This is a genomic window from Pirellulaceae bacterium (assembly GCA_019636385.1).
Taxonomy (GTDB): Bacteria; Planctomycetota; Planctomycetia; order Pirellulales; family Pirellulaceae; genus Aureliella.
Genome location: JAHBXT010000001.1, coordinates 1,493,081 through 1,515,550, shown reverse-complemented (window position 1 = coordinate 1,515,550; position 22,470 = coordinate 1,493,081). Strand labels below are relative to the sequence as shown.

General features: G+C 55.1%; 20 protein-coding genes and 5 tRNA genes. 18 read left to right on the top strand and 7 right to left on the bottom strand.

Going from position 1 to position 22,470, the window contains the following annotated elements; all coding sequences use genetic code 11:
- Window positions 1-99 precede the first annotated feature (99 nt).
- The 3 genes from KF752_05630 to KF752_05620 all read left to right on the top strand — a co-directional run bounded on the left by KF752_05630 (window position 100) and on the right by KF752_05620 (window position 4,784).
- Window positions 100-2,247 (top strand): PQQ-binding-like beta-propeller repeat protein, encoded by a 2,148-nt coding sequence (locus KF752_05630; protein MBX3421019.1) that lies wholly within the window; start codon window positions 100-102, stop codon window positions 2,245-2,247.
- A 71-nt stretch (window positions 2,248-2,318) separates the two neighbouring features.
- On the top strand, window positions 2,319-4,022 hold the full coding sequence (locus tag KF752_05625) for a PQQ-binding-like beta-propeller repeat protein (GenBank protein MBX3421018.1): 1,704 nt from the start codon (window positions 2,319-2,321) through the stop codon (window positions 4,020-4,022).
- Window positions 4,023-4,250: 228 nt separating this feature from the next.
- Entirely contained in the window at window positions 4,251-4,784 is a 534-nt protein-coding gene (locus tag KF752_05620) for a hypothetical protein (protein MBX3421017.1), read from the top strand.
- A gap of 73 nt (window positions 4,785-4,857) precedes the next feature.
- Here the strand turns inward: KF752_05620 and KF752_05615 are convergent, their stop codons facing one another.
- Genes KF752_05615 through KF752_05605 form a run of 3 tightly spaced genes read right to left on the bottom strand, consistent with a single transcriptional unit; the run spans window position 4,858 to window position 7,974 of the window.
- Window positions 4,858-6,111, bottom strand: coding sequence for a prolipoprotein diacylglyceryl transferase (locus tag KF752_05615; protein ID MBX3421016.1), 1,254 nt, complete (start codon window positions 6,109-6,111; stop codon window positions 4,858-4,860).
- A 58-nt stretch (window positions 6,112-6,169) separates the two neighbouring features.
- The gene (locus KF752_05610; protein ID MBX3421015.1) at window positions 6,170-7,060 is read right to left on the bottom strand and encodes a triphosphoribosyl-dephospho-CoA synthase; all 891 of its coding nucleotides are present in this window, start codon (window positions 7,058-7,060) and stop codon (window positions 6,170-6,172) included.
- A gap of 23 nt (window positions 7,061-7,083) precedes the next feature.
- A complete protein-coding gene (locus KF752_05605) occupies window positions 7,084-7,974 on the bottom strand; it encodes an alpha/beta fold hydrolase (GenBank protein ID MBX3421014.1) in 891 nt (296 codons plus the stop codon).
- 250 nt (window positions 7,975-8,224) lie between these two features.
- Between KF752_05605 and KF752_05600 the strand changes: the two genes are divergently transcribed.
- The gene (locus tag KF752_05600; protein MBX3421013.1) at window positions 8,225-9,046 is read left to right on the top strand and encodes a methylamine utilization protein; all 822 of its coding nucleotides are present in this window, start codon (window positions 8,225-8,227) and stop codon (window positions 9,044-9,046) included.
- 12 nt (window positions 9,047-9,058) lie between these two features.
- On the opposite strand, the gene KF752_05595 is transcribed toward KF752_05600, so the two are convergent.
- The 3 genes from KF752_05595 to KF752_05585 all read right to left on the bottom strand — a co-directional run bounded on the left by KF752_05595 (window position 9,059) and on the right by KF752_05585 (window position 13,982).
- A complete protein-coding gene (locus tag KF752_05595) occupies window positions 9,059-10,522 on the bottom strand; it encodes a DUF1501 domain-containing protein (protein MBX3421012.1) in 1,464 nt (487 codons plus the stop codon).
- Window positions 10,523-10,530: 8 nt separating this feature from the next.
- Window positions 10,531-13,269, bottom strand: coding sequence for a PSD1 domain-containing protein (locus KF752_05590; protein ID MBX3421011.1), 2,739 nt, complete (start codon window positions 13,267-13,269; stop codon window positions 10,531-10,533).
- A 77-nt stretch (window positions 13,270-13,346) separates the two neighbouring features.
- On the bottom strand, window positions 13,347-13,982 hold the full coding sequence (locus KF752_05585; protein MBX3421010.1) for a M50 family metallopeptidase: 636 nt from the start codon (window positions 13,980-13,982) through the stop codon (window positions 13,347-13,349).
- 454 nt (window positions 13,983-14,436) lie between these two features.
- On the opposite strand from KF752_05585, the gene KF752_05580 reads away from it, so the two are divergent.
- Window positions 14,437-15,186: a hypothetical protein gene (locus KF752_05580; protein MBX3421009.1), complete on the top strand. Its 750-nt coding sequence runs from the start codon at window positions 14,437-14,439 to the stop codon at window positions 15,184-15,186.
- Between the two features lie 107 nt (window positions 15,187-15,293).
- On the opposite strand, the gene KF752_05575 is transcribed toward KF752_05580, so the two are convergent.
- Window positions 15,294-16,001, bottom strand: a complete 708-nt coding sequence (locus tag KF752_05575; protein MBX3421008.1) for a hypothetical protein — start codon at window positions 15,999-16,001, stop codon at window positions 15,294-15,296.
- Window positions 16,002-16,084: 83 nt separating this feature from the next.
- On the opposite strand from KF752_05575, the gene KF752_05570 reads away from it, so the two are divergent.
- The 13 genes from KF752_05570 to rplL all read left to right on the top strand — a co-directional run bounded on the left by KF752_05570 (window position 16,085) and on the right by rplL (window position 22,441).
- Window positions 16,085-16,306: a hypothetical protein gene (locus tag KF752_05570; protein MBX3421007.1), complete on the top strand. Its 222-nt coding sequence runs from the start codon at window positions 16,085-16,087 to the stop codon at window positions 16,304-16,306.
- A 370-nt stretch (window positions 16,307-16,676) separates the two neighbouring features.
- A tRNA-Thr gene (locus KF752_05565) sits at window positions 16,677-16,749 on the top strand.
- Window positions 16,750-16,786: 37 nt separating this feature from the next.
- Window positions 16,787-16,867 (top strand) — tRNA-Tyr (locus KF752_05560).
- 47 nt (window positions 16,868-16,914) lie between these two features.
- Window positions 16,915-16,985, top strand: a tRNA-Gly gene (locus KF752_05555).
- Between the two features lie 17 nt (window positions 16,986-17,002).
- Window positions 17,003-17,075, top strand: a tRNA-Thr gene (locus tag KF752_05550).
- A gap of 126 nt (window positions 17,076-17,201) precedes the next feature.
- Window positions 17,202-18,398, top strand: a complete 1,197-nt coding sequence (gene tuf / locus KF752_05545) for an elongation factor Tu (protein MBX3421006.1) — start codon at window positions 17,202-17,204, stop codon at window positions 18,396-18,398.
- 115 nt (window positions 18,399-18,513) lie between these two features.
- A tRNA-Trp gene (locus KF752_05540) sits at window positions 18,514-18,586 on the top strand.
- A gap of 136 nt (window positions 18,587-18,722) precedes the next feature.
- Window positions 18,723-19,202, top strand: a complete 480-nt coding sequence (gene secE, locus KF752_05535) for a preprotein translocase subunit SecE (protein MBX3421005.1) — start codon at window positions 18,723-18,725, stop codon at window positions 19,200-19,202.
- A gap of 278 nt (window positions 19,203-19,480) precedes the next feature.
- Window positions 19,481-20,020: a transcription termination/antitermination factor NusG gene (nusG, locus tag KF752_05530; protein MBX3421004.1), complete on the top strand. Its 540-nt coding sequence runs from the start codon at window positions 19,481-19,483 to the stop codon at window positions 20,018-20,020.
- A 162-nt stretch (window positions 20,021-20,182) separates the two neighbouring features.
- Window positions 20,183-20,608: a 50S ribosomal protein L11 gene (gene rplK, locus KF752_05525; protein MBX3421003.1), complete on the top strand. Its 426-nt coding sequence runs from the start codon at window positions 20,183-20,185 to the stop codon at window positions 20,606-20,608.
- Window positions 20,609-20,611: 3 nt separating this feature from the next.
- Entirely contained in the window at window positions 20,612-21,295 is a 684-nt protein-coding gene (gene rplA, locus KF752_05520; GenBank protein MBX3421002.1) for a 50S ribosomal protein L1, read from the top strand.
- A gap of 58 nt (window positions 21,296-21,353) precedes the next feature.
- Window positions 21,354-21,884 carry a 50S ribosomal protein L10 gene (gene rplJ / locus KF752_05515; protein MBX3421001.1) on the top strand — a complete coding sequence of 177 codons (531 nt, stop codon included), beginning with the start codon at window positions 21,354-21,356 and terminating at the stop codon, window positions 21,882-21,884.
- Between the two features lie 155 nt (window positions 21,885-22,039).
- Window positions 22,040-22,441 (top strand): 50S ribosomal protein L7/L12, encoded by a 402-nt coding sequence (gene rplL, locus KF752_05510; GenBank protein MBX3421000.1) that lies wholly within the window; start codon window positions 22,040-22,042, stop codon window positions 22,439-22,441.
- The last annotated feature ends 29 nt before the right edge of the window (window positions 22,442-22,470 follow it).

The window sequence follows — 22,470 nt, the reverse complement described above, 5'->3', positions numbered from 1 at the left end:
CTATCACATTTCCCTTTCGCTGGCCGGCCATCGCGGCATGACGATCGCCGACCGGTGGCCAGCGTTCTGAAATATGCCTGTTCGGTGGCGGTTTACTTGATGTGCATGGGCTGGTCCTTGGCCGTCGACCCGCTGGATTGGCCCAACTGGCGCGGTCCGGAATACAGCGGCACTTCGCGCGAGAAGAATCTGCCAGAATCTTGGTCACCGTCCGGTGAAAATCTGTTGTGGCGCAAAGAAGAATACGCCACGCGGGCGACGCCGATTGTGATGCACGGCAAGTTATTTACGGTGTGTCGAGCCTTTCCGGAAACGACTCGGGAAGGCGAAAAAGTGATCTGCGCCGACGCCGCCACCGGCGAACTGATTTGGGAGAGCATTCACAACGTTTTCCTATCCGATGCGCCGGCCGAGCGCGTTGGCTGGTCCAGCGTGTGTGGCGATCCGCAGACGGGCAAGGTGTACGTGTTAGGTTTAGGTAGTCATTTCCAGTGCCTGGATGGAAAAGACGGTAAAGTACTGTGGGAACATTCGATGAGCGAACAGTACGGGATGCTGAGCACGTATGGTGGTCGAACCAATTTCCCGGTGGTGTTCGAAGACCTAGTCATCATCAGCGGAGTCATGACCGGTTGGGGTGAATACGCTGTGCCTGCTCATCGCTTTGTAGCCTTCGACAAAAATTCCGGCCAAGCGGTTTGGATGCTTAGCACCCGCCTAAGACCGGAAGACACGACGTACAGTAGCCCTTCATTCGCTGTCTTGAACGGACAGCAAGTCATGGTATTTGGCGGTGGTGATGGTTCCATCTACGCCGTTCAGCCGCGCACTGGCAAGGTGGTGTGGACGTACGATGCCTCCACGCGTGGGTTGAACACATCACCGCTGGTCGTCGATGGCATCGTCTATAGCAGCCACGCGGAACAGAATGCCAGCGACACGACTACGCTGGGCGCGATATTTGCCTTTGATGGCAGAACTGAGGGCAAGATTGCCGAAGAGCAGCTGCTGTGGAAATTGCCGGGCAAAGCGGTAGGCCGCAGCTCTCCCGTCTATGCGGATGGTCGTTTATACATCGTGGAAGATGGCGGCACGTTGCTAGTCGTGGATGCCAAGCAAGGCAAAGTCTTGCAGAGTCTCAAAGTTGGCCGCATCATCTTTGGCAGTCCGCTGTTGGCTGATGGCAAGCTGTATGTCGCCGAGAATACCGGCCGCGTTCACATCTACAAGTTGACTGAAAAAGGCCTGGAGTTGCTGCAATTGGTGCGGCTCAATGGCGAAGAAATTTTCGGTTCGCCCATCGCCTCACACGGTCGAGTCTATATTCCCACGACCACGGCGCTATACTGCATCGGTGCCAAGGACCATCAACCTTCGGCCGATCCCATTCCCGCCGGCGAGCCAGAACGAGATGCTGCCGACGATCAGAAGTTGGCCCACATCCAGTTGTCACCAGTGGAGATAATGTTGGAGCCAGGCAAGTCGATCGACTTGCAGGTGCGCGGCTACAATAGTCGCGGCCAGTTCCTCAAAGTGGTGCCTGCGCAGCTTTCAGTCGCTGGCCCGGGGACGATCAAGGGCTTAACCTATTCAGCGCCCACTGGGGCCGCTCATCAAGTAGCGACGATTACCGCCAAAGTCGGTGAGCTGACTTCCGTAGCTCGTGCGCGACTGATTCCACCTTTACCGTGGCGTTTCGACTTCGACGACCAAAAGGTGCCGCCTACTTGGATTGGTGCTTCGTATCGTCATCAACCCAAAGAGTTTGATGGTCAACAGACTTTGGTCAAAATCACGACGATTCCCAAAGGCACGCGCAGCCAGTCATGGATGGGTTGGACCAATTTGTCGAACTACACTGTCATGGCCGATTTTTATGCAACTGAACGGAATGAGAAGCGGCCTAGCATGGGCTTGATTGCTCAACGCTATACGTTGGACATGACCAACAAGCAGGAGCTGCAAATTCGATCCTGGACATCGCGGTTGGAGTTGAGGTTTGCCAAGACGATTCCGTTCGAGTGGTCTACCAACACTTGGTACAGCATGAAATTCCAGGCGGCCAATGAATCTGGTCAAGCTGTGCTGCGCGGCAAGGTGTGGCAGCGTGGACACCCCGAGCCGCAGGCATGGACCATCGAGGCGACCGATGCGACTCCCAATACCATGGGCAGCCCTGGGATGTTTGGCAATGCCAGTGACGCCGAGTTCTACATCGACAATGTGCGCGTTGAACCGAATTCGTAGGTACAGCCGAGCAACGGCGCATTTTGTCTCAATCAATTAAACGAATACATCTGATCAAAGGTAACTTGAGAATGCGATTTCCTTCTGCAACCGTTGTATACTTCGGCCTGCGCAGCATGCTGGCTGTAAGCGTCCTGTTGAGTGCTACCACATTACGCGCCCAATTCTATGATGTGCTGGCCGAGAACAGCAAGATGATCGCACAGCTGCGAGTTGGTCCCAAGGACTGGCCACAATGGGGCGGCACGCCCTATCGAAATAATGTGGTCGCCTCGGTTGGCATTCCTACCCAATGGGACATTGAGACCGGCCAGAACATCCGCTGGTCGATGCCGCTGGGCTCTGAAACCTACGGCAACCCGGTTGTGGCCAACGGCAAGGTCTATGTTGGTACCAACAATGGTGCCGGCTATTTGCCGCGTTACCCTAACAAAGTGGATTTGGGAGTCTTGCTGTGCTTTAACGAAGCCGATGGAAAATTCCTCTGGCAACATTCTAGCGAAAAACTGCCAACCGGGCGTGTCCATGACTGGCCCAACCAAGGCATCTGCTCGGCACCATTAGTGGACGGGGATCGTCTGTGGTACGTGACCAGTCGTGGTGAAGTTGTCTGCTTGGATACCGAAGGCTTTTGGGATGAGGAAAACGACGGTCCGGTGCAGGACGAGATCACTTCCATCAAACCAGACCAGCGACCGCAGGTAGATGAAAAAGCGGAAGCGGACGTCATCTGGAAAATTGACATGATGAAAGAACTGCGAGTCTCGCAACACAATATGTGCAGTTGCTCGGTCACCGCCTATGGCGACTATCTGCTGGTCTGCACCAGTAATGGCGTCGACGAAGGTCACAAGGAGTTACCGCAACCATCGGCACCCAGTTTCTTGGTGTGCAAACGCAGTACTGGCGAGATCATATGGACGGACGATTCTCCGGGCGAGAACGTGCTGCACGGGCAATGGTCATCGCCAGCGTTTGCCAATTTGGGTGGAGTCGACCAAGCTATTTTTGGTGCCGGAGACGGCTGGGTTTATAGTTTTGCCCTCGAAGGCGAGGGTGGCAAATCGAAGTTGTTGTGGAAGTTCGATTGCAATCCGAAGGACTCGTTGTACATGCTCAATCGAGCCACCCGCAATCACGTGATCGGTACTCCGGTGGTCTACGATGGATTGGTGTACGTGGCTGTCGGCGAGGATCCCGAACATGGCGAGGGACAAGGCCACCTGTGGTGCATCGACCCGACGCGACGCGGTGATGTCAGTCTAAGTTTGGTATTCAACAGCAAAGACCCACAGACGCCGATTCCCCACCGTCGTTTGCAAGCCTTGGTTGCCAAGGATGGCGATTTCGAACGCCCCAATCCCAACTCGGCGGTCGTGTGGCATTACATGGGCAGCGATCCGGAGGTGTTTGAAAAGACCATGCACCGCACGTGTGGCACTGCGGCGATTAAAGATGATCTGCTGTTCATTGCTGACTTTAGCGGAGTGTTTCACTGCGTCGATGCCAAGACCGGACAGGCATATTGGACCTACGAGTTGCTGGCGGCCTCTTGGGCCTCGCCGCTGATCGTCAATGACAAAGTCTACATCACCGATGAAGATGGCGAAGTTGCCATCTTTCGATTGAGCAAAGAACCGCAATCAGAGCCTTTGGCGGAAATCAACATGGAAAGTGCCATCTACACCAGCCCGGTTGTGGCCAATGAAACGCTGTTTATTGCTAATCGCAATCGAATCTTCGCCATCGCCGAGGGCGCTCAGAGCGATCCTTGAGCGCATGCTGTCAAATGCGCCGAATGCTAGCTTGACCTATCTAAAGCGCACCAATGGCGGCTGACAATATAGCTACATTTCAGCCGCTGGCGTAAGACAGGCAATTTGGCGCTCCGTCCGCGTAACCGCTGAACCTACCGGCTGGAACTGCCGAATAAAAGCAGTGACTAGTCACGGTCGCAACGTTGAATTGGAAAGTGTTGTCCATTTACTCAGGTACGAACGAACATGAGCCGGCAGAGCTGGTGGCAGCGAATTTATTGGAGCCGATGGGCGAAACCTGTTGAAGAGCGAGTGTTGTTTCGGTTTCTCATCCAGCACACCGTTGGCTCTGTGCTGGAAATTGGTGTCGGCAACGGCGCGCGGATGGCCAGGTTAGCGCGGCTCGTCAATCCAGTCAGTCCACAGGAGCCGTTGCGATACATTGGTGTGGATGAATTCGAGTCCTCGGCCGCTGATCGACCTCACTTGACGCTCAAACAGGCCCATCAGCGCGCGACTGCGTTGGGTTTTAAGGCGTCGCTAATTCCCGGTACATTGCAGATGGCGATCCCACGGGTAGCCCACAAGTTTGGACCCTCTGACTTGATTCTCATCGACGGCGGCATCGACTTGCAGCATCCCGCAACAGGCCCCATTGGCGGGTGGCTCAATCGCCTAGCGCACAGCCAGTCCACGGTCATCGCGAGCCAACACAGTGGCGGACCATTGGTAATAGTCGATTCTCGCAAGCTGGAACTACCTATCGCCAAAGCAGCCTAGCGACTGGCGAGCGAAGTGGCAGAAGCATCCAGATCTCTTCCGCATTGCCCCGGCCCGCGCCAGCCAAGTTCGTTTAGGACCACGCCCAAACGCGCCTGGGTGGTTGCCGCAGCAGGTAGATCAGGCCCATGATCGCAGCGCAGCCTCCGGCAATCGATATCCACTGCGCGATGGTCAACTGCGAACCGAACTGCCCGGATTCATCGCTGCGAATCCATTCCTCCATGAGCCGTGAAAGCGAGTACAAAATAACTGCTCCGCAAAACACCATTCCATCGCGGCGTACCCAGGGCTGCATTAGCCATGTCAAGCAGCTTAACAACAGTGCGTTGATGGCCGCGTAAATCTGTGCTGGGTGAACCGGTAGGCTTCGATCTGGCAAGTCGTCAGGCGATATCGTTCTACGGCCACTGTCCAACACGAGATCGACCGATAGGGGCGGGCCGGAGGCCTTGCTGGATAAGTCCGCATGAATTGGCCTGAGCTCAATTCGGCGAAGCTCGTCGCCCGGTTGGATGCCAACGGACTGGGCTGGACTGGCTGGCCGAACCGCTTGAATAATTGCCGGCAGCTTGTGATCGCGGAGCTGCAAGCCCAAGAGCTGACCGCTGTCCAGTTGTGCCTGATAGGGCAGACTGCCTGCGGGGAATTGAATGCTTGGTAGTCTATCTTCGCAGATTCCACCAAAGCAACAACCGTGCAGTAAACAGCCAATTCTGCCGCAAGCTAATCCAATCAAGAAACCGGGCACAATCAGATCGCTGGTTGGCAGCAGCGGCAATCCATGCCGATAGCAATAAACGAGGATTGCCAATAAACCGCCGATCATGCCGCCATAGATAACCAATCCACCTTCAGTGAATTTCAGCATTTCGACTAGCAATTGAGTTCCGTGGCCGGTAAATGATTCTCGCTTTTGAACGACGAAGAATATGCGCGCTCCAATGATGCCGCCCAGCACCGCCCACACCGCTAATCCCAGGACCGTGTCGGGGCTGATGCCCAATCGCCGCCCCCGGATGTTGGTAATAGCCAAGCCAGCCAACATTCCCAGCAGTAACATGGTCCCGTAGCCGCGTATTGGCAGGCCGATGGGCGTGCCGTCCGGCCAGCGCTGCTCGACCGACGGCAAGACCATGGCTACCACCGCGCCAGCCAACAACCATACACTCAGTCCGGCGAGCAACTCGCCGCTACTTCGTCCGGCGCGATGCTGCACGATGGCCGACGTTATTGCGGCCACTATCACCAGCCCTAGTAGCCAGCCCCATCCGAATAGCGGCACGCCCAGGACTTCATGCGGAATAAAAAACAGCGTACTTCTCACGTGCAGCGCAATTCAAAACGAGTTCACTACGGACTGTCGGTGGCCGATTATAGCGGAATCACTGGCTGCAAACCAATTGGCAAAACAGTGTGGCAGCAATCAAATCGGCAGTTGTGCCCGGATTGCGTCGATTGCCGTCCGCTCGCAGACCACGGTCCAGCTCGCACACCGCCGGATGCAGGTTAAGCGGCTGGGCGCTGGTCGTAGGAAGCGATTGAATGATATGCCAGACAGCCGCCGCCTGCTGCTGAATGCTCTGCGCATGGTCCATGCCAAGCTTGCGAACAATCAGTCCATCCGGCTCAGAGGCCAGCCAGCGGATTTGCAGTCGCACAATTGCTTGCAATGGATCATACGCCTGGGACAACTCTTCTCTTAGCCAAGGCAGCAGTCGCTCGAAAATATCTTCCATGTTGGTAACGTATTGCCGGGCAACGGCATCGACGCCGGAAACTTGCTGCATCGCTGAACGCAAATCGCTGGGGGCCGGTCCTTGCACATCGTGGCTGTCAACTTGGCCGAGTCCTCCAGGCTGAGCCACTGCAATGGCAGCGTAAACATCGCGACTATCAGCAGGCGTCAACTCTTCTAAGACACTGGCGACAGATTGTCTAAGCGCATCGAGCGTCAGCGCTGCTGGCTGGTCACGAAGCCGGGCTGTGGCACTGGCCAGCGGCGCTAACAGCAACAGAGTGCCCAAATTGGTATTGCAGCCAACGCGTTGCCGAGTGACTGAAGCTGCGCCCAGCACCATTTGCCCAACGGACAATTGACCGGCCGCATCAAACGTGGGCCCTATCGCCTGCGTGCTGGCAATAAAATGTCCCCAGTGCATATCGGCGAAGCTGGCCTGAGGATGAACATTGCCGACTTTGGGCGCGGTGGCCTCTAGAGCGCAGGCCAGTCGCACCGCTTGGCCAACCGGCCAGGCTTGATCCAATGGACTCATGCTTGACCTATACAGCACATCGTTCATTCGGACAAACATTCGCGGAGCTGAGCGATCACCTCGGCCGGAGCCTCTTCCATTACATAATGCCCAACGTCCTCCAAGCGGTGCACCTTGGCCTGAGGAAACAGCGATTGCAAACGCTCTAGGCACTCCAATCGAAAGCACCAATCCCGAACACCCCAAATAATTCTGGTTGGGCAACTGGCAAACATGCTCACACTCTCTTCGATTCGCGAGAGCACTTGCCAAGTTGCCTGGTTCTTGTGGCGAGGGATATCCTGAACAAATCGGGCGACGGCAATCCGCGAATCCCAATCCTGATAGGGCGCGATCAGCCCAGCCGCCACATCAGGTGCCAATCGCGGCAGGCGGTTGAGCGTCATGGTCAGTGCAGCACGCGCAAAAACGTTCAACTTCCGCATGGCGAATTCGCCCAACCAAGGTGTACGACAGACGGCAATCCTCCACGGAACATAAGGGGGCGGAAAAATGCCGGTATTCAGCAGCACCAATCGTTCGATCCGACTAGGGACTTTCAGCGCCGCCCCTATGCCGATGGCTCCCCCCCAATCGTGAACCAACAGGGTAATCCGCCGCAAATCAAGCTCTTCGATAAACCGCGCCAAATTTCCGATATGCTGCTGTAAACAGTAGTTGTATTTCTGCGGCTTGTGACTGAGTCCGCAACCTATATGGTCCACAGCAATCACTCGCGCTTGATCGCTAACTTGATTCAAGACTTCGCGAAACGTGAACGACCATGTAGGGTTGCCGTGCACGCACAGCACTGTCTGCTCGCCTTGCCCCTGCTGGACAAAGTGCATTCTTACCCAGTCCGTGGTGGTCTCGCTGCGCGGAATCTCAAAATACTGCGAGGCAAACGGGTAGCGTTTCCGCCAATCATCACGCATTTCACCAGGCCACTTGGCTAGATGGACTATCTCTGGAAGGAAAAGTCGCCAGTATAGCAGCGTGGTTTCTGCGTGTCTGTGGCGTCGAGCTAGAGGATGTTTCCGAAATTGCCACTCCATGCCTTAGAGTCTCGAAATCTAGTGTGTATAATGGGCGGACGCTCACCATAACTTACCGCCTACATTACCCCGTCTGACCGATGCGCGATGAGGGGCTTCATCCGTAACCCGCCGCGCTGCTTGGAGAATAATGATGACCAACACCCTGATCTATCGTGCGCTTGCCAAACTGCTGGCGGCCTGCATTGCCTGCTGCCTATTACAAGCCTCTGGGCCCTGGGCCGTGGGGCAGGATACTGCCACGCTGCGGCTGAAGATCGTTGTGGATGGCCAAGTGCCTGTCGCGAAAAAGCTGGACAACATTAACGACGCATTTTGCGCTGAGAATCCAATTGTCAGCGACGCATTGATCGTCGGCCCTGGCGGGGCCCTGAAGAATTTTGCTGTCATTTTCGATGAGGAAAAGAGCAAGCTCAAAGTTCCTGCTGATATGCTCAAGGCCCCGGAAGCCAGTCACGTGCTGGACAACGTCAAATGCATGTTTGAGCCCAAAGTCATTGTGGCTCGATCGGGACAAACGATCAGCGTCAAGAACAGCGACAACACGGGTCACAACGCAAATTTTCAGTTTTTCAACAATCCGGCGACCAATTTCCTGGTACCTGCCGGCCAAAGCAAAGATTATGTGCTCAAGCCCAATCTGATTGAGCCAACAGCCATGCCCGTCGTCTGCAACGTTCATCCCTGGATGAAGGCGTTCGTGATTGTCAAGCAGCACCCGTATGTTGGCGTTACCAATGAGGAGGGCATCCTGGAGATCGGCAGTTTGCCTGTCGGCAGCGGAGCCGTGTTTCGATTGTGGCACGAAGCGAGCGGCGCGATTGCTGAAATCAAAGTCGATGGCAAGACTGTCAAACTGACTCGTGGCAATCGTTGGGAGCTGGACTTAAAACCCGGCTTGAACGATGTGGGGGAAATCAAATTGGACGCCAAGTTATTCAAGGTGGAATAAACTGGCCTTCGATTACACGATGATCTGGTCAATGACCTGACCAAAGTCGGATTCGAGTCGTTTGTGACTGGGTATTTCTAAGCGATGTGGATGGAGCCCTAATTGTTGCAGAATTGTCGCGTGAATATCGGTCACATAGTGTGGATGTTCGACGGCGTGAAAACCGATCTCATCGGTGGCTCCATGCACGACACCACCTCGGATGCCACCGCCAGCCATCCAGACGCTGAATCCGTACGGATGATGATCGCGACCATCAGCGCCTTGTGAGCCCGGCGTACGACCAAATTCGGTGGCAAACAGTACGATGGTCTGATCTAGCAGGCCGCGGCGCTTGAGATCCTGAAGTAATCCGGCGATGGGTCGATCGACTTGCTTGGCCAATTTCGCGTGCTCGGATTTGAGCGCCGAATGTTGATCCCAGGCTCCGGCAGCACCGTCACCATGTTGAATTTGAATAAACCGCACGCCTTGCTCGACAAACCGACGCGCAGCTAGCAGCTGTTCACCAAATGGCCGGGTTTCCGGTTGATCAAATCCATACAGGCGTTTGGTCTCTTCGGATTCATTATCAAAATGGATGATGTCTGGCACGGATGTCTGCATCCGAAAGGCCAACTCGTAGGACTTGATTCGCGCGGCCAAAGCCTGATCGTTCGGGTACTGTTGAGCGGTCAGCTGATTGAGCTGATGCACCAATTGAAAGCTAAGTCGTTGCTCATCCTGGCCAATTTCGATTTCTGGTCGTGCGAAATCCAGCGGATTCTGGGGGTCAATTTTAAGGCCTATCGAATCATAGGTCGGTCCCAAATAATGCCCATCGCGCCGATCGAAGAATCGCGGGCCCATGGCGATGAACTGCGGCAAATTCTCGTTTAGTGTGCCTAGTCCCCAGGTTACCCAGGCACCTAAGGTTGGCACGCGCGGATCGAGCATGTGCCGACCCGAATGAAACTGCACTTGGGCTCCGTGGTTGTCATCGGTGGTCCACATCGAGCGGATGACGGCGATGTCATCGATCATCCCGCCTATGTTTGGGAACCAATCGCTGACTTCGATGCCGCTTTGTCCATAGCGTCGATAGCCGACTTGCAGCGGATAGATTTTATTACGTTGTTGTCCATTTGCATCGTTCACCACGACCACCCGAACTTTCTTCCTGCGCTCCGGTTCCTGAACATAGGCAAACGGTGTTTCGGTAATCGACTGGCCCGCATACTGATTCAGAGCCGGCTTGGGATCGAAACTCTCCATGTGGCTCACGCCGCCACGCATGAACAGCCAAATCACGCTCTTGGCTTGCGGAGCAAAATGTGGCCTGCCGTCGGGTGGAATCCAGTTAGCCGCCTCGGCACCCAACGACTCCTGACGCAGCAGCGACTGGAGCGCTAGAGCACCGCAACTGAGGGCTCCGAACCCCGCGCTTGATCGGCTCAAAAATTGCCGACGATTGATGTTTGGCAGCTTGTGTTTCATCGCAATACCTAGCGAATGGCGATAAAGTCGTTGTGATTCAACAGGCTATGCACCAGCCTGATCTGAGCCCGTTGAACAGCGTCGCTCGACGATTCGCCATCGGACTGATGGCAGAATGCCTGGATGAATTGCAGAGCTAACTGAGCTTCCCCACTGCTGGCTGGCCGACCAAGTATCGTCCAGAACGCTCGATCCACAAACTGCTGGCTGGCGTCCGCAGCTACCGTCGCCAGACAATGGTTCGGCGCGTTATCACCAAACTCATACTCACTAGAATCCGCTAAACGAACTTCAGACGTTTCTAATCTATCGGTGATCTGCTTGGCGATATGCACCGACATCTCCATCGATAAGCGACTGTTGGCTAGTGCTAAGGCCTGTTGTGGAACAATGCTTTCTGAACGGCGATAACACTGCAGCAAGTCGGCATCGTCAAACATAGACAAGAATAGATCACGATCATCCAGCGAATGCTTGAGATACAAACTGCGACGGCGGCTGTCCGGTCCCAGCGGCTGCGGTGGCCCACCCAGCGACGTATCAAGCTGACCAGCCAGGTACAATAGGTTGTCACGAACAACTTGAGCCTCCATGCGCCGCACATTGCCGCGCCACCAATATATGTTGCTCGAATCCGCAGTTTGCGCCGCCGAGTCGCGGCTGTAATGCTCGTCCCCTAAAGCATACAGCTGCGACGTTACCAGCAAGCGATGCAAGCTCTTCACACTCCACCCGGACTGCATGAACTGGGCGGACAAGTAGTCCAGTAGTTCAAGCTGGGCTGGTGGCTGAGTCCGTAGTCCAAAATCAAACACATTCTCGACCAGCGGTTGACCGAAGTGTCGCAGCCAGATGTGGTTGACCGCCACACGCGCCGTTAAGGGGTTTTCAGGAGAGGCTATCCAGCGTGCTAGTGCTAACCTCCGACCGGTGCTGATTGGGGAATAGTCCGCCGGATAATCGCGGTCCGTGTGTTCGGGAGTCTCCAGTGCCTTGCGCGACACTTTCAGACTTAAGAAGTGCTGCTCAAGCGATTGCTCATCGGCCAGTTGCTGCTGAAGCTGCTCGATCTTGTGGCTGGCAGCCTTCTTTTGATCCTCTTTGTCGCCCGCTTCCAGCAATTGCAACTGAGCTTCGGCTAACTGTAGCCGCAACTGTTCGCGAGCCGCTTGACGAAGGGCATTTGAATCGCTTGCGATTAATCCAAAGCGCACATCATCGGCGGCGATGGTCGCTTGCAGGGAAATCAGCGCCTGATCGCAAACCGCCAATCGGGCTGCGGCGATGGTCACTGCGCTGGCTTGCTGAACTGCTTCAGGCGAATCGCTAGCTTGCTCAGCCAGCGCCGCCCGAGCCTGTGCCACTTGTTGCTCGGCCTGTTGTCGGCGAGCCCGAGCAGCCAGCATGTGCGTATGGCGCACCTCCTGTCGAGTTCCCGGTGCATAGGCAGCCAGCGGCAGGTCGACGGACCGAATGGTCAGCTGAGCAGACCCGAAGTGCGCTGGAATTTGAGGCTGGATGGATGTCTCTGAATCGGGCTGCGCCGGATCGCCGCGCCGATGCAGATACGTTTTGGCATCCAGATGATCGTCAAAGACTCGCGGCAAACCATCCAGCTCCAAATCTGCGGTGCCCGGCAGCGGATCCAGTCGCACTTGATGCGGTTCGAAAATGGCACGGAAGTTATAGTAATCTTGCTGCGTCAGTGGATCGTATTTGTGATCGTGGCATTTGCAGCAGTTGAGCGTCAGTCCCAGGAAGGCTTTGCCAGTATGCTCGATCGTATCGTCTAGCCAAGTCGTTCGATTGAACAAGTAGTAGTTGCGCGCCAAAAAGCCGGTGCCGGCAATGGCTTGCTGATCCTCTGGAGCCAACTCGTCGCCGGCCAGCATCTCCAAAATCATCCGGTCGTAGCCCTTGTCGGCGTTCAGCGAATCGACGATCCAATCCCGCCAGTGCCATAAATGCTTTTGACTGTTGCGCAATTGATCGCCCAGGCCATACCAATCGGTGTAACGCCAAATATCCATCCAGTGCCGACCCCAGCGTTGACCATACAGAGGAGTTGCCAGCAGTTCATCGACGATTTCTTCAACGGGCCGGGCATCAGCCACTTGTTCTGGCGTTGGCAACAGCCCGATCAAGTCCAAGTATAGGCGGCGCAGCAGCCGATGGCGTTCCACCGGCCGAGCCGCTGGCAGCGTTCGCGCGAGGCGTTGTTTGCTGACCAACGCGTCGATTGGATGCGTCGACTGTCCAGCCTGCTGGGCAACGGCCCCCGCGTCTGCTGCCTTGGCCAGCGCGCTGTCCGTGTCGATTGGTTGAAACGCCCAATGTTGTTCGGGAATGAGCGGAACTTCGTCGGCAGGTGCCACTGCACCAGCGCGCAGCCAACCGGCTAATTTGGCGATTTCGTCGGAGGTCAGCGCTGAACCCTCCGTGGGTGGCGGCATGCGTGTATCGTCCTGCGCTGTCACCCGCTGCATGAGCAGACTAGCTTCAGCGCCTTCGATAGCCGAGCCGCTATCGCCACCTGTCTGCATGTAGGCTCGGCTATCCAGTCGTAACCCGGCCTGTTGTTTTAGCCCACTATGACAAGCAAAGCACTTGGTCTTCAGCAGAGGTTGCACCTGCGCTTGATAATGCGCAACCCAGTCGGGATCGGATTGGGCTGCCGCAGTCTGCCCGAACGAATTCGGCGCAGCGGCGACCCATATTAGAAATCCGCAGAGCAGGCGATGACTCACGGCGATTCCGTATCAATAACGTGTGGAACTGGGCTACAGTGCCTCGACTAGTCAACCTATAGAATAATCGAAATTGCTCAGCAAAGGTATTGAAGCAGCTCGCACAGGCTGCTCCACCAGGCAGCAACTCCTTGGCTGCCGCTGTGGGCAAAGGAAATCAACAGACCAACCACCGCGATGTTGGCTGTGGGCAAAAACATCCAGCAGAAGCTGCTACCCAACAACTGCAAGTCCGTCTGGCCCCCATGCGTCTCGTAGCGTGTGCTGATCACGTGATATGCCAAGGCAACGCCCAACAGAAAACTGTGCCAGGGCAGAATAGACAGCGGCAAGAGATACGCCAGCAGAAACAGTGCGATGGCCGCTGTCGGAAAAAAATATGGAGCTGCGGTGATCAACCAATTGCCATGCCCCTGGAACTGAACTTGCCCCCCCCTGCGCAGTGTGGCCCGAAATCCGGTCAAGCGATGCAATGTCAGCCACGCGAACAGAGCATGAGTTAACTCGTGCTCAAGTGTGATCAAGTAATTACCTAACCGGCCACCCATCCAGCGACGCCAAACGACCACCATGGCTACGATACCGGCCCCAAACGGTATCAGGCTCAACGTTGGCCCTACAGCGATTCTCTGAGCCAGCCGCACAAGTGCCCAAATCATCAGTGGTGTGGCAACAGCAGCCAACACTGCCGCCGGCCACTTCATCCAGTTCACGACAGTATCCAGTAGCTTGGACCAGGATGATGACCGCTTTGTTGACAATGGTAGTTGAGCCATCGTGTCGTTGCCTGGCTTGGCCGATTTCAATCGTGGCACAGAATTCAGTTTCAGATACGTTACAGCAATCGGATGTAATAAAGCGAGCGGCAGAGATTGTGCTACGGTCCAGCGACGGTGACTACGGCATATTGTCGACTGCCGCTCGCCTTACAACCGTAGCCGACTTCCCACACGATTGAAATGTTACCTGCGCACTGAGTGACAATGCTAGCGTTGAAGTTGATTGCTTTGATCAGCCTCATACGCTTCTCTAATATCATCGTCCCTAACGACTTTTCGTTCCAATCTGGCGGGAATGGTAGAATCGACGACTGTGACTCTGGAATTGGTAGCGACGGACAGGCTGGAGGTCCGACCAATTTCAGGGGCTGACGTTGAGGAAGCGGACATGAATGGTAACATCGCTGTGGACAGGAAGTGGACGGTACGAAGCCGGCTAGCCATCGTGTCGGCGCTGGTGGCGTGCCACTTGTCGGGCTGCAGTTCTCTTCAAAAAGATGTCTCAACTCGTGCCAGTCGCCAGCAAGTGCGCAAATCCTATGTGCGCTGGAACCAGGATCCACTGGCTGCTCAAGCGGCGACCGGCAGTCCTCTGAACAATGTTCGCTTGGCCAGTTTACCGAAATCGGAATTGAAACGACTGATTGAGAATTGCCCAGCACCGGCCCCAGATACAATTCAGGGACAATGGGTGGGTATCAATCGCGGCTTGGGGCTGACGCTGATTGGATCGACGCTGTTCATCAAAGAATTTCAGATGTGTCCCGGTGATGGTCAAGCAGTTCCAGATGGCGGCTGTTTGGTTGGCCAGGGAACCAATCTGCTGGTGCATCAAGTACCGCTGGAGTGTTTGACCTGCCAAGGCTGGCAACCGATCTATGACCCCAGCACTGGCCTGCGCCGCACGCAGGGCAATTTTGCGATAGTCTGTCGCCAGGGACTAGAGCTGGACTATACGCTCGGCGGCAACCGCTTCTTCGATCCCACTCGGTTGCTGGTAGATGAACTAGTTCAGGTTGACGAAGGATTGCTGTTAGGTCGCGCCAATTTTCAGCTCGGGCGTTGGCGGATTCCGGTATCATACTTTGCGCTCTCAAGACGGCCTGTGGTCAACAGCGCGGACTGCTCGGCGTTTTAAACCCGTCATCGCATAACCCCCGCAGTCAACGCCCACCGGGGGTGGCATTATCTAACCCCAGTGAGTTCACCTGGCTGGTGAAAAGCAAGGCCAGCGGTAGGATTCGCCTAATTCGAATCCGTCACATACTTTAGTCCAGATTGCTCGTCGGGCACGGCCAGCGTTAGGCTCCCGGTACAATTTCTAGCTGGCCGACACTGGCCGCTGGCAGCCAGCAAGCGACCGTCTCCCAGTCCCACCAGCCCCAAAGAGCAGTCGAACTCGTAGCGTCCCAGCAGGTTGAACTCCGCATCTGCCACCAACAGAATCTTAGGATTACCGTAGCAGCCAAGCCACCAACGGTTCTCTGCCCAAGTGGCAGTTTGAATCCCCAGCAGAGTCTGACCGCTGGGCACGATGTGCCGTTTCAAGAATTGAAACTTGGCGTCGAATTCATAAACATAATTCTCTTCGATTCCTGCGGGCAAACCTCCCACGACAAAGAAGTGGCCGTCGCGAGACGCGATGCCTCCCGCGCCATGATAAACCTGCTGTATTTCGTGCCTGGCGATCTCGCGCAACGAGTCAGCTTCGTAAACATACACCCACGAATTCGCCATGCCGTTGGCGTCGTTGAATTTACCGAGATTGACGGCTACATACACCTTTCCATCCAAGTAGCATAAATCACCGTGATGATCAGCCACCGATACCATTGTCAGCACCTGGCCTCGGCGGTCGGTCTTGACCAACTGTGTCGTGAAACTCCAGTAGATGCTGGAGTCGTCTCGGCAGATCCCCTGCAGATGCTTTTCGTAGGTTCCTTGGCATGTCACGCCAACCCAGTCTTCAGCAGCTAGTCCAGGACCGTAGCCGACCAGCAGTACCATCGCGATCCGACCAACTAGATTCATAGACTATGCGCCTTATCGAGCGAGTGCATGGCATACCCAGCTCGTTCGTACAGTGGTTGCTCCAACTCCACGAACCTTTATTGATGCGTGAAGAATGTCACCTGTGTATTGGATGCCAACTCAGCCAGGATACGCAGAGCGACCGCAGCACGCTGGTCGTCGAAATGGACCAGAATTTCAGCCACGCTCAGCGGCATCAGCGGGTGCTGCTACAGATGAGATTCTAACAAAGCCAGCCGCAGGGCCAAATACAAACTGGCCGCAGGCTCCAGTGTGCGCAGTCGGGGCTGGACAGCTGCTTGGTCTATTTTGGGAGCCTCGCCGCTGGTGTACGGCAGCGGCGAGGCTGTGTTTGCGGATGCCGGTCTAAGAAGGTGCGCGGCAAGTCAAAGCTTGCTGTCGCTTGACGGTTGTGGTGCTCGACATCCACCCTCTGGCGACGGCGGCTACGTTTCCACCGTTCGCCTAAAGGCTGGTTATCTGCCAAAATCGCGCCAGATTCACCCCGTAAGGAGGGTAAACTCGTCTTGCCCTGGGTGGGCTCGCCGATAAACTAGTCCTTCCCAAAAAATGGGCCAGGTCTGCTAATTTGAGCGGGCCAGCATAGCTCAGTTGGTAGAGCTGCTGATTTGTAATCAGCCGGTCGGGGGTTCGAGTCCCTCTGCTGGCTCATTGGGAGCGTCCAGGTACGGATTGAAAATAGCGAAGGGAGGTTGCCCGAGTGGTTAAAGGGGACGGACTGTAAATCCGTTGCTTCGGCTACGCAGGTTCGAATCCTGCACCTCCCATTGGCGAAACCCAACCGAACTGGCAAACTGATGGGATTGTCGGGCCTGCGGGTGTAGCTCAATGGTAGAGCAGCAGCCTTCCAAGCTGAATACGAGGGTTCGATTCCCTTCACCCGCTTTCCGCTACGGTCAGCGGCTGCTGTAGCTCAGTTGGTAGAGCACTTCCTTGGTAAGGAAGAGGTCATGGGTTCAAGTCCCATCAGCAGCTTAGGTTTTCCGTGATACGGGAAGTCGGTAGCGGTGGGTTAACAAAGTTGAGTTTTAGGTTTAGTTTTGACGCGAGCCACTTTGGCCGCGCTACATCATGGTTCTTTGTGTTTAGGTGTAACGAACAATGGCCAAGGAGCAATTCAAACGTAACAAGCCGCACTGCAATGTCGGCACGATCGGTCACATTGACCACGGCAAAACCACCACTACCGGAGCTATTCTGGCAGTGCAAGCGGCGAAGGGCTTGGCTCAGGCCAAGGCGTATTCCGAAATCGCCAAGGGTGGTACCGTTCGTGACGCTACCAAGACCGTAACGATCGCCGTTTCGCACGTCGAGTACGAATCGGACAAGCGTCACTATGCGCACATCGACTGCCCTGGTCACGCGGACTTCATCAAGAACATGATCACCGGTGCCGCTCAGATGGACGGTGCTATTCTGGTGGTAAGTGCTGCGGACGGCCCCATGCCGCAAACCAAAGAGCACGTGCTATTGGCTCGACAGGTAGACGTACCAGCCATCGTCGTGTTTCTGAATAAGTGCGACTTGGTGGACGATGAAGAGTTGCTGGAATTGGTCGAGCTGGAAATTCGTGAGCTACTGAACAAGTACAGTTTTCCCGGCGATGATATTCCCATCATTCGCGGCAATGCGTTGGCGGCCTACAACAAGCCTGCTGATCCAGAGGCTAGCAAGTGCATCAGCGAGTTGATGGATGCGATTGACGCCTACATTCCTCAGCCGACTCGCGAAGAAGACAAGCCGTTCTTGATGGCCATCGAAGACGTGTTCTCGATTGAAGGTCGCGGAACAGTCGCTACCGGGCGGGTTGAGCGCGGCATTGTCAAGGTCGGCGAAGAAGTAGAACTCATCGGCTTGAAAGATCTGCCCACGAAGACGACCGTCACGGGCGTCGAAATGTTCCGTAAGGAAATGGGCGAAGGTCGTGCTGGAGACAACGTTGGCTGTCTGTTGCGCGGCATGAAGCGCGATGACATCGAGCGTGGACAGGTGCTGGCCAAGCCAGGCTCAATCACCCCCCACAAAAAGTTTGAAGCTGAAATCTATTGCTTGAGCAAAGATGAAGGTGGCCGCCACACTCCATTTTTCTCGGGCTACCGACCTCAGTTTTACTTTCGTACGACCGACGTGACTGGCTCAGCCAAGCTAGTCGGTGCTGAAATGTGCATGCCTGGCGACAACGTCAAGATTGAAGTCGAGCTGCAAAAGAAGATCGCGATGGACGACGGCGTGCGGTTTGCGATTCGCGAGGGTGGCAAGACCGTGGGTTCGGGAGTCGTAACGAAAATCCTGGAGTAACCGATGATCTGGCCAGGTAGACTTTACCCCTACCTGACTGTCATATCGCCCAACTGACACAGGCTGTCGCGGCTGGATTGTCCGCGACAGCCACTAACGTTTGGCGAAAGCACGGAGGGGTGTAGCTCAATTGGCAGAGCACTGGTTTCCAAAACCAGCGGTTGGGGGTTCGAGTCCCTCCGCCCCTGCTGTTGTTCGAAGCAACATCAATGCACCTGTCGGGCGCTTGTGCATGTGATGCCCCGAGGCGCTTAAGGCTGGTTTGTTTGTAAGCGTCCAATTTAGCCTTTCAATTTACTTGACCAGTTCTGACACATACAGCTCATGAACTCAAAAGACACCGTCGCTGGCAACCGTTTACCGGATTCTGAACAGTCCAGCTTCTTCCAGGAGCTGTTGGCCACCGGCCTGTACAAGCGATCACAAGGCCGCTTGGTGCGACAGATCACCTGCTTGGCGATTTGGCTGGTTGTAGGCGTTGCCGTCTGGCGTTTTCAACAGTTCTATCTGGCCAAAAACGTTGCTCGTTGGCTAGGCGAAGACAAGCAATCGCTGAGCTACTTGCTAACGGTTGCCTTGGGAGCCTTGGGAGCCTGGGCCGGATATCGCCTGGTCAACTGGCCCAAATTTGCCGATTTTCTGATCTCGGTGGAGGCTGAACTGTACAAAGTTTCTTGGCCGACTCAGCGAGAAATGATCAAAGCCTCGATGGTGGTTATTTTTACGATCATGTTCATGTCGGCGATCCTGTTTCTGTACGACGCAGTGTGGCGATTGCTGTTCCAAACGCTCGGCATTGCCTAACCCTGCCCCTGGCTATCCAAAATTAGTTTGGCTTCCTGGGCCAATAGCCCTTGAACATACCTGCCAGTTCCGAGTACATTATCCCCCGTCGCGGCTGCCGAGGGGTTTCCTGTTAGCGTCGCGATTTAATCATTTGCATGTCTTCCTAGCCAGGAGATGACGGCGGACTTGGGCCAACGGGGCTTGAGTTTCGCGATCGCTTGTACTGGCGTGGGGGTGCTCCAAGCGTGAGTGACAAGAAAACATCCGAAGCTGCTACTGCCCCTGTTGCGCCAGGCATGGACTGGTACATCATCAAGGTAGCTTTCAATCGCGAGGACAGCATTCGCAAGGAGCTGTTGAAGCGCATCAAGCTGGCTGGCCTGGACGATTGTTTCAGTGAAATACTGATTCCGACCGAAGATGTAGTCACCTTCACCCGCAACGGTACTCGCCGCGTTGTCAAGCGGAAGCTCTATCCAGGATATCTGATGGCCAACATGTCCATCACCGATGATTCCTGGTTCTTGGTCAGGGAAACACCGGGAGTCGGCGATTTCGCAAGCTCCGGTGGCAAGCCGACTCCGATGGACCCGGCTGACGTAGCCAAAATAGTGCAGCGTCAGACTCCAGACGAAGAAGACGGCGACAAGCCGATGAAGACATCCATTCCGTATCGTGTGAACGATCGAGTGCGTGTCAAAGAGGGCAACTTCCAGAACCTTGAGGGCGAAGTCGAGAAGGTTGATGAGGCCAATGGTCGCGTGACCGTAATCATCAACATTTTTGGCCGCAGCACCCCAGTGGAACTGGATCACTGGCAAATCGAAAAAATGTGATTTGCTGGGCCCAAACCCTGCCTGCTAACTCATTCGCACCGCTGACATCAGCATGGATTGTCGGTGCGAGTGCAAGTATTGAGAAGATTCATTTTTTTCGATTTCGGCTAACCAATTCATGGGTTGGTTGATTTCGGCGCAACTAGCGGAGTGACGTTTGCAATGGCCAAACAGATGGTTGGGCAAGCCAAGTTTCAAGTGCCAGGGGGTCAGGCTACGCCTGCTCCGCCCGTGGGTACATCGCTTGGTAAGTATGGGATTAATTTAGGGCAGTTTGTATCTGCCTTTAACGAACGAACACGCGAATACAATGGCACACCAATACCTGTAGTGGTCACGGTATACAGCGATCGAACTTTTGAATTTGTCACCAAAAGCCCCCCGGCTGCGGCGCTGCTCAAGCAAGCTGCGGGCATCGCCAGCGGCTCTGGTGAACCGAACAAGAAGAAGGTCGGCAAAGTAACCAGATCGCAGATTCAAGATATTTGCCAAAAGAAGATGGCCGACCTGAATGCTCGCGACCTGGCGCATGCCGAGCGAATGATCGAAGGTACCGCCCGCAGCATGGGCTTGGAAGTAGAGGGCTAAATCATGGCAAGACTTTCCAAAGCGATGAAGGCAATGGCTGCCAAGAACACTAAGGGCAAGATGCCCGTAGATCTTAAGGATGCGGTGGCTATCCTGAAGAGCTACCCCAGCAGGAAGTTCGATCAGAGCATCGAGATTCACTTGAATCTGGGTATCGATCCAGCTCAAGCTGACCAGATCGTGCGCGGTTCGGTGGTGCTGCCGCATGGTATCGGCAAGACGCAGCGAATTCTGGTCTTCGCCAAGGGGGACTTGGCGACCGCCGCCGAGGCCGCCGGTGCTGATTACGTTGGCCAAGAAGACCTGGCCAAGAAGATCAAAGAGGGCTGGACCGATTTTGACGTCTGCATTGCCACACCGGACATGATGGGAGTCGTTGGACCGTTGGGCAAAGTGCTGGGACCTAGAGGACTTATGCCAGCGCCGCGATCCGGCACGGTGACTACTGATGTTGCCAAGGTCATCCGTGAATACAAGGCTGGTAAAGTTGAGTTTCGTAACGATAAGGGTGCCAATGTGCACGCCGTAGTTGGCAAACTGAGCTTTGATGCTGACAAGTTGGTCGAGAACGTGCAGGCGTTCCTCAACTACATCAACCAGATTAAACCGACCACCGTTCGTGGAGTGTACATCAAGACTATTTCGTTGTGCGCTACCATGTCACCGAGTGTGCGGATAGCAGCCTAATTACAATTTCACAAATGACTGGCCGAACTTCGGCTACAACCAGCGATATGATGCGATCATGAGCAAGTATGTAAAAAACCTGATATCAGGTGACATCAAGAATCGACTCGATGGTGTTTCTGACGCTATCGTGGCCAACGTTATCGGCATGGATTCTGATGCGACGTTCCGCATTCGTAAACATCTGCGCGACAAAGGCATTTCTGTGCTAGTGGTCAAACGCAGCTTAGCCGTTCGGGCCGTATCCGGCTCGAACCTTAGCCCAGTCTTTGACAAGCAGTTGGGATCCGTAGCCGTTCTGTGGGGTTGCGAAGATTTCGTCAGCCTAGCCAAGGAAGTTGCTGCCATCGTCAAGATGAAGGAGTTCGAAAAATTTGAACTCAAAGGCGGCGTTATGGACGGCGAATCCTTGTCCGCAGAAAAGGTTTTGGAGATTAGCAAGTGGCCTAGCCGCCTGGAGCAAATTTCGCTGCTGGTCGGTCAAATTCTGGGTCCGGGATCTCAGCTTTCTGCCCAACTGTTAGGTGCCGGCTCGAAGCTGGCTGGCCAAGTCAAAAAGCTGGTTGAAAATAAGGAGGGCGAAGCATAGTGAGTGACTCCTGGCTGGGAGCACCTGCGGTGCGATCCAGTCTTCTGCCCACCGTGCCCGGCTGCGGCGCCTGAGCAGTTAGCCAACCGGTGCTTCGCACCACCAAATTCACAAACAAGTTACACGTTTTTTTCGAGTATAAAGGGTGACAGAATATGTCCGAAACAACTTACGCTGACAACATTCGACAACTTGGCGAAACCATCGTTGGTTTAACGCTGAAGCAAGCTAAAGAGCTGAGCGACTACCTGAAGGACGAGCACGGCATCGAAGCCGCTTCGGGCGGTGGCGTGATGATGGTTGCTCCATCGGGTGACGGTGGCGGGGCTGCGGCTGCTCCAGAGCAAACCGAGTTTGATGTCGTTCTAACCGGCTTTGGCGATGCCAAGCTGAACGTGGTCAAGGTCGTCAAGAACATCACCGGCGCTTCACTGATGGACGCCAAGAAAATGGTCGAAGGCGTTCCGGCTAAGATCAAAGAGCAAGTCTCGAAGGAAGAAGCTGAAAAGGTCAAGAAGGAATTGGTCGAAGCCGGCGCAACCGTCGAGATCAAGTAGCTCCTGGCTGTACAGTTAGTCAAGTGGCT